This is a genomic window from Ochrobactrum sp. EDr1-4 (genome assembly GCF_049199085.1).
Taxonomy (GTDB): domain Bacteria; phylum Pseudomonadota; class Alphaproteobacteria; order Rhizobiales; family Rhizobiaceae; genus Brucella.
The window spans coordinates 286,521-300,090 of sequence record NZ_JBLZOF010000002.1; the positions used below are offsets into that span (position 1 = coordinate 286,521).

Sequence of the window (13,570 nt, forward strand, 5' to 3'; positions counted from 1 at the left end):
GCCTTATCGGCGCTTAAAAAACGGCGCTCTTTTTTCCTTGAATGCTGCGCGGCCTTCTTGTGCATCAGCGGTTGCAAAACAGATCGTTTGTAAATCCCGTTCATATTCAATGGCTTTTTCAAGCGGCATTGAAACCGCAGCTTTGAGATTGAGTTTGGCGGTTTCAGCCGCAATCGGTGCGCGTGAAGCAATCACATTCGCAATCTCACGTGCACGTTTGAGCAAATCTGCTTGCGGAACAACTTCGCTAACAAGCCCCCAGCGCTCAGCCTTTTCAGCGGAAATAGGATCACCGGTCATAATCATGAGTGCCGCATTGGATGCGCCGACTGAATGAGCGAGATGGACCGCCATTCCGCCACCGCCGATCCAGCCCAACTTGATCTCTGGCGCTGCAAATTGGGCGTTATCCGAGGCAATGCGAATATCACAAGACATAGCCGTCTCAAGTCCACCACCAAAAGCATAGCCATTGACCGCCGCAATCGAAGGCTTAAGCAGCGCACGAAACGCATCGCAGTAATCCGGACGGTTGCGGAACTGCCATGGCGTTTCATAAGTGTCGAGCTCGCGAATATCAGAACCCGCACAGAAGGCCCGCTCACCCGCACCCGTCAAAATAACGCAGCGGATGGTGTCGCTATCATTGCATTCAGTAACGGCCGCAACAATCGCATCCGCCATTTCTGGCGTCACAGCATTGAGCTTTTGCGGACGGTTAAGCGTGATGATAGCAACCGCGCCATCGACTTCAAATTGAACGTCTTCGGTCATGTAAAACTACCTTTCACTGCCGTGTACGCGTGAAGCTGCATAAAGCGACTGAAGTTCATTCAGAACATTGGAGGCCGCGCGCTTTTCATCGAAAGCAGCGCCTAACAATACCGAAGCCTTGCTCTGAAACGCAATGTAACCGTCATGACGAGGGCGCACATAGGCGTGCTCCAATGTATCCGCTGTGTTGCGATAAAAATCGCCCCAGCGCGCATTTACTTGGTCGTTATGCCAAGCATCGCGGCGCGATGGCTGTCCATCATGTTCTGGAATAAAGCCGGATTGTGCTTCACTGCTCATCAACCACAAAAGATGCGCTTTAAGTTCGGGCGTCACCTCACAACGACGAGAAATGCCAATGCCTGTGCCACCCAGTGTTGAACCGGGACGCCCGCCAACGACTGAGCGTGGCGCATTGTGAAATGCGATTGCGTGACCATTTTGCGGAGCCGCATAATTCACATAGCCATAGACCAGCGGGCAAAGCACTACATCGTCATGTTCGGCCATGTGGCCAAGAATGCCGATAGGGTTCTTCTGCCGAACCGATGCAGGGCTGCGAGCAGCAAGCTCCGCCATCAGATCATAGACCTGTCGTCTAACATTATCTGAAACGAGAATATCAGGGTCTGTTTCTGCTGGCGGCTCACCAAAAGCTGCCGCAATAGACAGAAATGACAGACAGGCATGTGGGCCGGCAATCGAAAGCGCAACCTTTCCGGTTTCGCGCGACAGGCGCAGTACATCATCCCATGTGGTCGGAACATCGGCTACGAGATCAGACCGCAAAGCCATAACCTGTGTTGCAGCATCCAGCGGCAGTGCCCAATGTTGCCCCGCAAAACGATAACTGGTTAGCGACGGACCAATGCTAGCTCTGCCAAGCTCCGCAACGGTTTCAGGGCCGAAAACTTCTTCAAGCGAAAGCAGGCAATCGCCCGCCAGTGCTTCGCCTACATGTGGGTGATCCAAGACAACAAGATCATAACGCGCACAAAGATCGGCAATCGGATGTGATTCAAAACCTTCAAGCGGTTGCTTATCCCAATTAATCAGCAGTCCTTCGCTTGCCATTTCCGGACGCTTCGCCGCTGCCGCCAACGCATTAAAACCACGCGGGTGATCCCATGTCAGTGCTTTAATCAGCTGCATGTCAGAGCTTCCCGGAAACAACAGCACCCGATTGCTCAAGCGCGTCAATCTTGTCCGTCGCGTAGCCAGCCTCTGCCAGAATATCACGCGTATCCTGCCCGGTGATCGGCGCACCGCGATCAACAGTGGATGGTGTCTTGGAGAACCGGATCGGGAAGCCCGGGGTTTTCACCTTGCCTTCGGTCGGATGCTCATATTCCACAAAGGTGCCATTGTGTTTGATCTGCTCGTCTTCAACGAGATCACCATAACCATAGACAGGCCCACACCAAATATCAGCTGCACGGAGCAACTCCAGCCATTGCGCAGATGTTTTCGTCTTCAGCTTATCGCGCGTTTTAGCGAAAATTTCATCGCGACGCGCCCAGGTATCGACTTCATCGCTCATGGTGAGGAAACTGTCTTCACCAATCACTTCACCAAGCGTTTTAAGCTTGGGAAATGCCACAATGATAAACCCATCCGATGTTGCGAATGCCCCATAGGGTGCGCGGATATAAACATGCGCATGCGGCTCTGCCGAACGCGTCTGTGGTTTACCGCCAACGGTGAAAACCGAAAGCTCCTGCATTTGGATCGTGGTGATTGCATCCAGCATATTGACCTGCACAAGCTGTCCCTCGCCCGTGCGTTCGCGATGCAGAAGTGCCGCCAATGCACCTTCAAAAGCCGTATAGGCCGTAATCGCATCGACGAGATATTGGCCTGCCGCCGTTGGCGCTTCACCCTCACGACCCGCCGACAGCATCGCTCCCGACATGCCCTGCAAAACGAGATCCTGTCCCGGACGATTAACGTAAGGACCATCTTCGCCATAGCCGGAAATTGAAACATAAATCAGCTTCGGATTGATCTTGGAAAGCGACTCGTAATCGACGCCCAAACGCTTGGCGACACCGGGACGATAGTTCTGCAGGAACACGTCGGCGGTCTTTACCAGATCGAGCAGAACTTGTTTTCCGTCATGCGATTTGAGATCAACCGCCAGCGAACGCTTATTGCGGTTGAGTGACAGGAACGAAACGTTGACCTGATTGCCCTCGGCACCACCAGCAGCCACATGGCGCTGCCATTCGCCCGTTGTTGGCTCAACCTTAACCACATCCGCGCCCAGATCGCCCAGGCGCTGCGCCGCAAACGGTCCCGCCATGGCAATTGAACAATCCAGCACCCGATACCCCGTTAAAACGCCCATAGCACTATCCTCATGGCTGAAATTCGTTGTTCATGAAACTATCACTTAGTTTCAGCTTGTCTAGAGTGAGCGCTAACATTATTAAGCAAAAATTGCGATTGAAGATGAAGCTTTTTGTAAAAATGTGGATGCAATCGGGGACTTCTAACCGCTGGCTCTGATTTTCAGTTCAAAACCGACATCAATTCTTGTTTGGGAAGGCGTTTCGCCGCGCATGGCATCAAGAAGCAGCTCTCCCGCTTTGCGTCCAATTTCATCTGAAGGCACCGCGACCGTCGTCAATGGCGGCACCAGATGCTTTGAGAGTTCGAAATCGCCAAAGCCAGTAATTGCGAGTTTTTGCGGCACATTCATACCAGTGCGCTGTGTTTCGAGCAGCGCACCCGAAGCGAGAATATCGCTTGAGAACATGATCGCGTCAGTGTCTGGATATTGCGCGAGTACGAGCTTCAACAGATCAATGCCCGAAGCCATCACAAGCTGCATCTCAGTTTCAATTGTCATGCGTGGCTTCTTGCCGGGAAAACAAGCCGCCATTTTCGCTTCAAATGCATCCCGACGCTCGGCTGCACGGTTGTCGCCTTTGCGCACCACACCGGCAAAAACGATGTTACGTTTGCCGGATGCCAGCAAATGATCGACCATCTCAGCGATTGCATCAGCATTGGAGAAACCCACCACCCGATCAAGCGGATGATCGGGTAAATCCCAGCCCTCAACAATAGGAATCTCTGCACGTTTCAGCAGTGCAATGCTGCCCTTTGTATGACGCGTACCAATCAGAAAAATCCCATCCGGGCGGCGTCCGAGCAGGCTGCGGATAATCTCTTCCTCACGCTCCTGGCTGTAATCAGTATTACCGAGAAATATCTGATAACCGGCACGATTTAACACCTCAGAGAAATGCTGAATTGTGTCGGCAAAAACCGAGGCTGAAAGCGTTGGAATGATCGCAGCAACGGTATTGCTTTTGTGCGATGCAAGATGACTTGCCGCCAGATTATGAACGTAATGCGTCTTCTCAATTGCGGCCTGAATGATCTCGCGTTTTTCAGGCGTCACCGTATCCGGATAGCGTAATGCGCGTGAGACGGTCTGCATGGACACACCCGCAGCCGCGGCCACATCTGCCATCGTAACACCGGAGCCTTTGCGTCGGCTTTTTCTGGGAAGCGCTTTTCCGCCTGTCAAAGATCAAACAGCCCTTACAAAAGAGTGGTGACGATATCGTCTTGCCTTTTCCTAAGCCATGATGCGGACCACGTAAACGCAAAATGCGATTTAATGCATCACCCAGCCGCCATCGACATTCAAAGTTTGGCCAGTAATAAACCCCGCTTCATCGGACGCAAGGAACATCAAAGCGGATGCAATATCCTTTGACGATCCGCGACGTTTGACGGCCTGATGGTCCAATACAAACTTTGTATAGCCCTCAGGATCAGGATGGATTTTCTCCGCATCCGTTGGAAAAGCCCCCGGAGAAATCGCATTCACCGTGATGCCATAAGCGCCAAATTCACGTGCCCATGCTCGGGCAAGTCCAATCAAAGCGCCTTTCGATTGCACATAAGGCGAAAGCTGCGCCCAGCCACCATAGGCGGTAACGCTGGCGATATTGATAATCCGACCCCAGCCGTTTTCACGCATATGCGGCAGAGCCACCTGAACGCAGACAATGCCCGCGTCGACATTGATGCGCTGCACAGCCTGCATTTCTTCAAGCGTATAGTCTTCAAACTTCTTTGAAGGATAAATCGCGGCATTGTTGATAACGATATCAAAGCCACCAACTTCAGCAGAGATCGCTTCAAGCGCCGGTCGCAGCGCCTGCAAATCTGACAAATCAAGCGCTTGGATCGAAAGACCACTCAGAGCTTCAGCGGCGGCTTTCTCTTTCAACTCTTCAATCTTCTTCGGATCATGATCTATCGCCACAACTTTCGCGCCAGCGCGCAGAAAGTTAAGCGTTGTCTCAAGCCCAAGACCACCGGCAGCGCCCGTATAAAGAATGGTTTTGCCTGCTACGGAAAATCTAGCTTCAGCGCTCATCAGCGGCCTCCAATAGCAATATGATTTCCTGATGGCGCCGGATAATCGTCTTCGGGCTGCTTTGTGATTGCCGTAATCCGCGCTTCGCTTGCGGCAATATCGGCAGCATCGCCCAGAATGCGGAAGGTGCTATCGTAGCGGCGCTCTTCGCCATGTTCGAGCCAAATCAACTCACCACGATCACGCGCCCCACCATGCCCCAAAACATGGTTTGTCGCTGGCTCAATGCCAAGCGCATATTGTCCGGCTTGCAGGTTCTGCCATTCATACATGCAAGGGAACTGATCTTTGCGCGTCGTGACTTCAAAGCCGATGCCAAGCCGGTCATTGACGAGCGCAACCGGCACCTCCCCATTGGCGTCAGCGCCCATTTCATGCTGCCAGACCTGCTCATGAAACTGCATTTGAGGAGCTGGTAATGTGCGATAGCCAACGCCTTGTTTCTTATAATCGTCGCCCGCATGTGCAGCCCAGACAACATCCTTAACGGGTGCAAGATAACGCGAGCCTTCAGCAAGAACCGGATGCCCGACATTGATGTGATAGCAATACATATGCGGCGTGCGATAAAAACCGCGATTGGTCACGCGATCTGTCAGTTGAATATCGTTGGTGCCAGCCTTGATTTCTATGCGGCGGGTGAGTTCAAGATGTTCGCCGAACACTGTTCCCTGCGTGACCACACCTTCGCACCAGAGAAAGCATTCGTCACCTTCCCAGCGTTCGCCATAGCCAGTGAGTTTTGCAGGAATGGTGCCTATGCGGCCATGAATGGAGTGCTTTATCGTTTCACGCGGCTTATAATTATAATGGTCTGCCGGTTCGTCATACATAAAGAGAATATGATCGAGGCCGCATGTGACCAACAGGCCAGAGAACGAGCGCATCCAGCCAAGACCGCCCTCGCCCTCATATTCATGCAAGCCCGGATGGCGGAAACCAGAGGGAGAATTCCAGCCAATCGCCATACCGCGATATTCGCAATCAGCAATATCGAGCGCGCGATCAACAAGCACGGTGAAGCGTAGGCCCGTGCCTGAACGAAACTCCAGCATTCTTATGCCGCGTTCGACTCCATCTTCAAGCACCATCAGGCGTACACCAGCGAATTGCGCAAATGAACCACTGCTCGCTGCAATATCGCGACGCGACCGCGCCTCACCAAAAAGCTTCACCATTCTCGAACCTTAAATCGTCTGGCCTAAGGCCAATCCAGTCAGAAAGCGGCCAGTGTCGGAACGCTTGTTTCAAGCACCGACCGCCCACCCCCCACGGTGTTAGAGTCCCTGCGCGCGCAGCTTCCCATCAAGGAACTTCTTGGCACGCGGCACATCGGCCTCGTCGAGATGCTCGATTATCATCGGAATGTTCGGGTGCTTCTGTGCAAGACGCTTGAGATAAAGATCGTAATTCAGCGAACCAAGACCCGGAGCAGGCAGTTCGATCTCACCCACGCCGCGGAATGTATGGCTTTCAAGCGCATCTGCATCGCCAATATCCGCGTGCTTTTCGGTCTTGTCATCACCGGAACGCTTAACATCTTTGGCATGGCCGATTTTGATCTTGTCGCTCAGCGTATCGAAGACCTGATTGAGGATTTCATCCATACGGTCAATGTTGTGCGTTTCAAAATAATTGGTCGGGTCCATCAACAGGCCAAGGCCCGGATGATCGACCTGCGCAAACATTTTCACTGTTTCTTCCACCGAGCCAACGACGTTGTTCACATAGGTTTCGAGCAGGAATACCGCACCGTGATCATAGGCAAACTGCGACAGGTCAGCGATGACCTTGCGGCATTCCTCAAAACCTTCTTCGGTCTTGTTTTTCGGATGATGAACCCAATCAGACTCGGTGTTGTAGGTACCGGTTTCCGAAATCACATAAGGCGTGCCGAGATACTGAGCATGGCGGATAATCTCTTTGAGGTAGCCGACGCGACGCTCGCGCTCTGCCTTGTCTGGGTGAATAATATTGGTGTAGCCGGAAATGCACGAGATCGGCAGATTATTATCGCGGAACGTCTCGCGGATTTTAACGCACTTATCCTTGGTGATCTGACCAGCGCTCAGATCAATATCCTTGAAATGCATGTCGAGCTGCACAGTATTGAAGTCGAGAGCCCGGATTTTTTTGGCTGTTTCCTCCAGCGAGTAAGGAAAATAGCCACTGAAAATACCCACCTGCATCATGATAAAACTCCTCCCGTTTTGTATGATTACTGAATTGATATTTCGGACAATCTGACCGTGCGGCCTTCATCGATGGACTTGTAGCCTGCCTCGATGAGCGCAACCGTTTTCACATTGTCTGCCACTGATAGTGCTGGCGGCTCGCCCGAATGGATCGCATATTGCAACTGCTCCATCACGCCGATGAAAGCATGTGGGAACCACATGGTTTCCCATTTCGGGCTGACCCATTTACCGTCAGTTGTTTTCTTGGAAGCATAGGTCAGTGTCGATGGCGAACCATCGGGCCAGCCAATCGTGCCTTGCGCAACGCCATCTGTGCCTTCAACGCGCCATTTGATGTAAATATCGCTGTCAAAACCCTCTTCGCGCGGCCCTGACCAAACGTCTTCCATCGAAACAGCCATGACACCACTTGGGAACATCAGCGTTGAAACTGTAATGCCGTCCTTATGCGCGAATGCCGTGCGCGGGTCCGTGCGTGTCAGTGTAGTGATGGTGTCTGGCTCGCCAAACAGAAACCGAAGTACATCGAGATGATGCACGCTCATATTGGAGAGCGTCAGACGGTCATAATCTTCCAGAAAGCCCTGCCAATGCGGAATGGCGCGCATTTCAATTGTCGCCATAACTGGCGTTCCGATCTCACCCTTATCAAGGATCTGCTTGAGAACCCGCATCGACTGGTCGTAGCGCATGTTCTGATTGACCGAGAGAATTTTGCCCGCTGCGGCGGCTTCATCGCGAAGCGCAATGGCTTCCTCAAGCGTTAAAGCCAGTGGCTTCTGCGCGAGAATACCTTTGATATGTGGCTGTGCCAGCGCCTTGCGAATGAGTGCTGGCTGCTGATCCGGTGGATAGGCAATATCAAGAATTTCGATATTCTCGTCCGCGATCAATGCTTCAGGCGTATCGTGTACGGTCGGAATGCTCCAGCGCTCAGCAACTTCCGCCGCCTTAGCCTTTGTGCGCGAAGCAATTGCAGCAACGGCAAAACCCGCTTCCTTATAGGCGGCAAGATGGCACTCAGCCATGATCATGCCCGCGCCGATGCAACCGATTTTAAAATCCCGAACCCGAACCTGCGGATCAGGGGCGAAGCCCTGCGATACGCTCATATAACCCTCCCGCTATAAATCTCTCATCCTCCCGCTTAGAGCAGCGGCATGCTTGAAGCGACCGATAATCGCCGCAAGCTGCACAGATGAGAAATATCAACCTCCATTGATATGGCGAGGATTAATGAAGATTGATGACAGCAGTGTCAACATCATTAAAAATCATTTTCCATCAATTTTCATCTTTTTACACGCAAACACTACAAATGCGTGACCTAATATCGCGACAATTCATATGAATGATGTTTTTTGATGCGAAACTAACGCTAAAATATTCATTCATGAGGAAAACGGCCTCTCGCCCTCGCTTTAGGCTTGCAAGATTTTCAAATCTAAATACATCATTTTACATCATTTTATGAGGGACTGGATTTGCGCTCAACTCTGACCGACATCGCCAAAGCCGCAGGCGTTTCGAGCGCGACCGTTGATCGTGTATTGAACAATCGCGAAGGCGTGAAACAGCGCACCCGTGAGATCGTGTTCGAAGCAGCACGTAATCTTGGCTATCTGCCCGGCAGTACCAGTAAAGGTACCCTGCCCCTAGAGGTCGTTAAACTCGACTTTATTCTACCTGCCGGAACCAACACATTCATCGCCAATCTGCGTGATCAAATTATCAAACAAGCGGCTTTAAATCCTGAAATAGACCTGACAATTCATAGTGTCGAAGGCTTCAATCCCGATACGCTAGCACGCGCACTGGAAAGCCTGAAAGGTCAAACCAACGGTGTCGGCGTTGTTGCGCTGGATCATCCGAGCGTGCGTGAAGCAATGCGGACACTCGCCCAAGCAGACGTCCCCATTGTCACAATTGCATCCGATATTCTGCACGTTCCCCGCGTTCGCTATATTGGCATCGACAACCGCGCTGCGGGTCGTTTGGGCGGTTATATTCTCGGGCGTTTCCTTGGAAAAGCGGGCGGAACAAAGATCGCACTCTTCGCGGGTTCACTCGCATATCGCGGCCATGAAGAGCGCGAAATGGGTTTTCGGCGGGTTCTCGCAGAAGAGTTCCCGCGCTTTAACATTGTTGAACTCACAGAAATCAAAGATGACCGCGAACGCGCCTATAATGAGACCACTGCACTTCTGAAACGACACCCTGACCTCGCCGGAATTTACAATATTGGTGCAGGCAATCAGGGCATCGGACAAGCTCTGATGGACTCCGGCAAATCCGATTCCATCATATTTATCGGCCACGAACTGACCGAAAGCACGAAACGGCTGCTCTTAAACGGAACGATGGATGCCGTGATTGATCAGAATCCGCGTGTGGAAGCCCGCGAAGCATTAGCGGCACTCGTCAGCACCATCAAAAATGAACAGATCGACGAGCACCCGCCACGCATTCAGGTCATTTTCAGGGAAAACATCCCTGAAACCTGATCGGCGTATCACTTCGTGTAAAGGTCGCGCGAGCGCTCCAAATGATGACGCATCGCGCCTTCTGCACCATCCGCATCTTTCGCGGCGATTCGATCAAGAATTTCTTCATGCTCGACCAACGTGAAGTTTTCTTTACCCGTCCAGATCAGCATATGGGTATGGTATTCACGCAGCCATGCGAGCATCGCCTCGCTTAAACCCACAAAAATCGGATTGCCCGAAATCTTTGCAATACGAATGTGAAATTCCATATCGGCAGAGATAAATGCATCGGCCTCACCCAGCGACGCGCGCTGCCGATCGACGATTGCTTTCAGATCAGCAACATCCTGCGCGGTCGCTTTCAAAGCCGCTTCTCGCGCAATGCCACGCTCAAAGAAAATACGCGCGTTCTTAAGATGCTCAAGGGAATCAATCGACTGCGCCAGCATGATCTTAGCTGTTGGATCAACCTGCTGAAAGATTGACCGCGCCGTCAGTTTGAGAACTTTCGCCCGCTCGCCATGCGAAATGCTGACAAGCCCCATTTTGGCAAGCGACTGCATCGCCTCGCGGATTGCGGGGCGTCCGACGCCAAATCGCTCCATCAAGACGCGTTCCGATGGCATCTCATCGCCGGGCGTTAGCTCGCCCGACGTGATCATGTTTTCTAGCCGGTCGAATACCTCGTCCGACAATTTCCGGCGAATAATCGGTTCCGCTGGCTTATTCATGCTATCTCACTGCGCATTGTCATTCCCCCCTTATGCCTCCTCAGGCTCCGCAAAGGAAGCTGTTACCCACGATCTCGTGAATGGGCTAACAATTTTCCACTTGCAGATATTGGAATACTCATTATACCAGTTCGCACTCGGAGCCAAGCGCTTCAGTCGCATGCTTGAAAGCGAGGAGAAACTTTCGAGTAGGTGTGGAGAATAAATGTCGGAGCATTTCTGACATGGGTGGAACACTAAAGCGCATCCCGAATGATTTGAAACGGTTTTCGGAAAAATGCGCTTTAAAACAAGCAGCGAGCGACAAAAAATCCGATGAATATCTGTCTGACCTATCGCATTGAGACAACCGGCAGCATCGAACAGATGGCAGCCAAGATCGCCAGCGATCAGTCAACCGGCACTTTTGTCGCCCTTCCCGGCGAGACAGAAGAACTCAAAGCCCGCGTTGCAGCGCGTGTGCTCGAAATTCGTCCGCTTGAAGATGCAACAGTTCCCGCTTGGCCAGAACTTGAATCCGGACACGGCCCAATCAAGCGCGCCGATGTTGATATTTCCTTTCCGCTTGATGCGGTCGGCACCGACCTTGCAGCGCTGATGACCATTGCCGTTGGCGGTGTTTACTCAATCAAGGGCATGACCGGCATTCGCGTTGTCGATATGAAGCTGCCGGAAGCCTTCAAAAGCGCGCACCCCGGCCCGCAGTTCGGTATTGCCGGAAGCCGTCGCCTGACAGGTGTTGAAAAGCGCCCGATCATTGGCACGATCGTTAAGCCAGCACTGGGCCTTCGTCCGCATGAAACAGCGGAACTCGTTGGCGAACTCATTGAATCGGGCGTTGATTTCATCAAAGACGATGAAAAGCTGATGAGCCCGGCTTATTCGCCGCTCAAAGACCGCATCGCCGCAATCATGCCACTTATTCTCAATCATGAGCAGAAGACCGGCAAAAAGGTCATGTACGCTTTTGGCATTTCGCATGCCGATCCTGATGAGATGATGCGCAATCATGACATGGTGCTTGAGGCTGGCGGCAATTGCGCCGTGGTCAACATCAACTCGGTCGGCTTTGGCGGCATGAGCTTCCTGCGCAAGCGCTCTGGCCTTGTTTTGCACGCACATCGCAACGGCTGGGATATTCTGACCCGCAATCCGGGTGCAGGCATGGACTTTCGCGTCTATCAGCAATTTTGGCGCCTGCTCGGCGTCGATCAGTTCCAGATCAACGGCATCCGCGTGAAATATTGGGAGCCGGACGAAAGCTTCGTCAACTCGTTCAAGGCTGTCAGCACACCGCTATTTGATCCATCCGATTGCCCGCTTCCCGTAGCCGGTTCCGGCCAGTGGGGCGGACAGGCACCGGAAACCTATGAACGCACGGGCCGCACAACGGACCTGCTTTATCTCTGCGGCGGCGGCATCGTCAGCCACCCGGGTGGCCCTGCTGCGGGCGTTCGCGCCGTGCAGCAGGCATGGGAAGCAGCCGTCGCTGGCATCCCGCTCGAAACTTACGCAACGGACCATCCTGAACTTGCAGCTTCATTGGCCAAATTCGGGAAGGGAGGCGAATAATGTCAAAAGCACCTCACGACCTTCTTCTGTCTTACTATGGCGACGATCTCACCGGCTCCACCGACGTTATGGAGGCCATGGCTTCCAACGGCGTTGACACCGTTCTGTTCATGAACGTACCGGATGAAGAACTGCTTGCGCGCTTTTCGCATTGCAAGGCTATCGGCCTTGCGGGCACCAGCCGTAGCGAAACACCGGAATGGATGCAGGAAAACCTCACGCCTGCATTCAACTGGCTGAAGAGCCTGAACGCGGCAATCGCGCATTACAAGGTCTGTTCAACATTCGATTCATCACCCAAAGTCGGCAATATCGGCAAGGCCGTCGAAATTGGCAAAGCGATCTTTGATCAAACCTATGTGCCTGTGATCGTTGGCGCACCGCAGTTGAAGCGATACACGTCTTTCGGCAATCTGTTTGCTGCTTATCAGGGCGAAGTCTACCGCATTGACCGTCATCCGGTCATGAGCCGTCATCCTGTTACGCCGATGCATGAAGCCGATCTGCGCATGCATCTCGAACAGCAAACAGCGCTTAAAACCGTGCTTGCTGATCTCGTAGCACTTTCCGCCGCCGATGCCGACGAGCGCGTAAATGCAATAGTCAAAGATGCCGACGGCATGTTGCTGCTTGATGTCGATAGCAGCGAAAGCCAGTTGCAGGCAGGTGAACAGCTCTGGCGGCTGCGTCCCGATGCAAGCTGGTTCGTTGCTGGTTCGTCGGGCATTGAATATGCGCTTCTCGCTGCGTGGGCGAAAGCCGGACTTATTGGCGCGAAGAAAGAATTTCCGCTTCCGGGCAAAGCTGACCGCATTGCGGTTGTTTCAGGTAGTGTTTCGCCAACAACCGAACGCCAGATCCGTCATGCGACGGCATCCGGTTTTACTGGCATTGATCTCAATCCACTCGATCTGCTTGGCGAAAACGGCAATCAGGCAATCGAAACTGCTCTTGCTCAGGGGCAGCAGGCACTCCAGCAGGGCAACAGCGTCATCTTGAACACCGCGCTTGGCCCATCGGCGGATCGCGGTACAGAAATCGATAAGATCGCAGGCAGCCGCCACAAGCTGGCGCGCAGCCTCGGCTTCATCCTCCGCAGCCTAGTTGAGCGCGAGCAGTTGACCCGCGCTGTGATCGCAGGCGGCGACACTTCCAGCCACGCCTTGCGCGAGTTGCATGTCGATGCGCTTACAACACTACTTCCATTGCCTCAGACCCCGGGTTCCCCGCTCTGCACGGCACATGGCACCTATGCCGCCACCAACGGTCTTCAAGTTGCGCTTAAAGGCGGACAGGTCGGTTCTGACGGATACTTCAGCCAGATTCGTGACGGTCTCACCGCTTAAATCTGGAATACTCATTGACTGGTTATACCAGTTAAGCTACCAAAACTACGGGAAGGAAATACAA

At 52.9% G+C, this 13,570-nt stretch carries 12 protein-coding genes; 3 read left to right on the top strand and 9 right to left on the bottom strand.

The window, feature by feature from the left end; all coding sequences use genetic code 11:
- Positions 1–3: 3 nt before the first annotated feature.
- The 8 genes from ACOZHT_RS07735 to ACOZHT_RS07770 form a co-directional block, all read right to left on the bottom strand.
- On the bottom strand, positions 4–774 hold the full coding sequence (locus tag ACOZHT_RS07735; RefSeq protein ID WP_339509766.1) for an enoyl-CoA hydratase/isomerase family protein: 771 nt from the start codon (positions 772–774) through the stop codon (positions 4–6).
- A gap of 6 nt (positions 775–780) precedes the next feature.
- Positions 781–1,926, bottom strand: coding sequence for a carbohydrate ABC transporter substrate-binding protein (locus ACOZHT_RS07740; protein WP_339509768.1), 1,146 nt, complete (start codon positions 1,924–1,926; stop codon positions 781–783).
- A gap of 1 nt (position 1,927) precedes the next feature.
- Complete coding sequence (locus ACOZHT_RS07745; protein ID WP_339509770.1) at positions 1,928–3,121, bottom strand: CaiB/BaiF CoA-transferase family protein; 1,194 nt, start codon at positions 3,119–3,121, stop codon at positions 1,928–1,930.
- A 144-nt stretch (positions 3,122–3,265) separates the two neighbouring features.
- Positions 3,266–4,255: a LacI family DNA-binding transcriptional regulator gene (locus ACOZHT_RS07750; RefSeq protein ID WP_339509772.1), complete on the bottom strand. Its 990-nt coding sequence runs from the start codon at positions 4,253–4,255 to the stop codon at positions 3,266–3,268.
- A gap of 147 nt (positions 4,256–4,402) precedes the next feature.
- Positions 4,403–5,173, bottom strand: a complete 771-nt coding sequence (locus ACOZHT_RS07755) for an SDR family NAD(P)-dependent oxidoreductase (RefSeq protein ID WP_339509774.1) — start codon at positions 5,171–5,173, stop codon at positions 4,403–4,405.
- On the bottom strand, positions 5,173–6,351 hold the full coding sequence (locus ACOZHT_RS07760) for an aldose 1-epimerase family protein (protein ID WP_339509776.1): 1,179 nt from the start codon (positions 6,349–6,351) through the stop codon (positions 5,173–5,175). Before ACOZHT_RS07760 ends, ACOZHT_RS07755 begins: the two co-directional genes overlap by 1 nt.
- A 99-nt stretch (positions 6,352–6,450) precedes the next feature.
- Positions 6,451–7,365, bottom strand: a complete 915-nt coding sequence (locus ACOZHT_RS07765) for a sugar phosphate isomerase/epimerase (RefSeq protein ID WP_339509778.1) — start codon at positions 7,363–7,365, stop codon at positions 6,451–6,453.
- Between the two features lie 26 nt (positions 7,366–7,391).
- Positions 7,392–8,483 carry a Gfo/Idh/MocA family oxidoreductase gene (locus tag ACOZHT_RS07770; RefSeq protein ID WP_339509780.1) on the bottom strand — a complete coding sequence of 364 codons (1,092 nt, stop codon included), beginning with the start codon at positions 8,481–8,483 and terminating at the stop codon, positions 7,392–7,394.
- A 372-nt stretch (positions 8,484–8,855) separates the two neighbouring features.
- Between ACOZHT_RS07770 and ACOZHT_RS07775 the strand changes: the two genes are divergently transcribed.
- A complete protein-coding gene (locus tag ACOZHT_RS07775; RefSeq protein WP_339509782.1) occupies positions 8,856–9,875 on the top strand; it encodes a LacI family DNA-binding transcriptional regulator in 1,020 nt (339 codons plus the stop codon).
- Positions 9,876–9,883: 8 nt separating this feature from the next.
- Here ACOZHT_RS07775 and ACOZHT_RS07780 read toward each other — a convergent pair whose 3' ends face one another.
- Positions 9,884–10,588, bottom strand: a complete 705-nt coding sequence (locus tag ACOZHT_RS07780) for a transcriptional regulator NanR (protein ID WP_339509784.1) — start codon at positions 10,586–10,588, stop codon at positions 9,884–9,886.
- Positions 10,589–10,903: 315 nt separating this feature from the next.
- Between ACOZHT_RS07780 and oiaX the strand changes: the two genes are divergently transcribed.
- Entirely contained in the window at positions 10,904–12,160 is a 1,257-nt protein-coding gene (oiaX, locus tag ACOZHT_RS07785; protein WP_339509786.1) for a 3-oxo-isoapionate-4-phosphate decarboxylase OiaX, read from the top strand.
- Complete coding sequence (locus ACOZHT_RS07790; protein WP_339509788.1) at positions 12,160–13,506, top strand: four-carbon acid sugar kinase family protein; 1,347 nt, start codon at positions 12,160–12,162, stop codon at positions 13,504–13,506. Before oiaX ends, ACOZHT_RS07790 begins: the two co-directional genes overlap by 1 nt.
- Positions 13,507–13,570 lie beyond the last annotated feature (64 nt).

Coding starts and splice junctions, on each gene's coding strand:
- ACOZHT_RS07770 (WP_339509780.1), bottom strand. CDS start 8,483: ATGAGCGTATCGCAGGGCTTCGCCCCTGATCCGCAGGTTCGGGTTCGG.
- ACOZHT_RS07745 (WP_339509770.1), bottom strand. CDS start 3,121: ATGGGCGTTTTAACGGGGTATCGGGTGCTGGATTGTTCAATTGCCATG.
- ACOZHT_RS07750 (WP_339509772.1), bottom strand. CDS start 4,255: ATGGCAGATGTGGCCGCGGCTGCGGGTGTGTCCATGCAGACCGTCTCA.
- ACOZHT_RS07735 (WP_339509766.1), bottom strand. CDS start 774: ATGACCGAAGACGTTCAATTTGAAGTCGATGGCGCGGTTGCTATCATC.
- ACOZHT_RS07790 (WP_339509788.1), top strand. CDS start 12,160: ATGTCAAAAGCACCTCACGACCTTCTTCTGTCTTACTATGGCGACGAT.
- ACOZHT_RS07755 (WP_339509774.1), bottom strand. CDS start 5,173: ATGAGCGCTGAAGCTAGATTTTCCGTAGCAGGCAAAACCATTCTTTAT.
- oiaX (WP_339509786.1), top strand. CDS start 10,904: ATGAATATCTGTCTGACCTATCGCATTGAGACAACCGGCAGCATCGAA.
- ACOZHT_RS07765 (WP_339509778.1), bottom strand. CDS start 7,365: ATGATGCAGGTGGGTATTTTCAGTGGCTATTTTCCTTACTCGCTGGAG.
- ACOZHT_RS07780 (WP_339509784.1), bottom strand. CDS start 10,588: ATGAATAAGCCAGCGGAACCGATTATTCGCCGGAAATTGTCGGACGAG.
- ACOZHT_RS07740 (WP_339509768.1), bottom strand. CDS start 1,926: ATGCAGCTGATTAAAGCACTGACATGGGATCACCCGCGTGGTTTTAAT.
- ACOZHT_RS07760 (WP_339509776.1), bottom strand. CDS start 6,351: ATGGTGAAGCTTTTTGGTGAGGCGCGGTCGCGTCGCGATATTGCAGCG.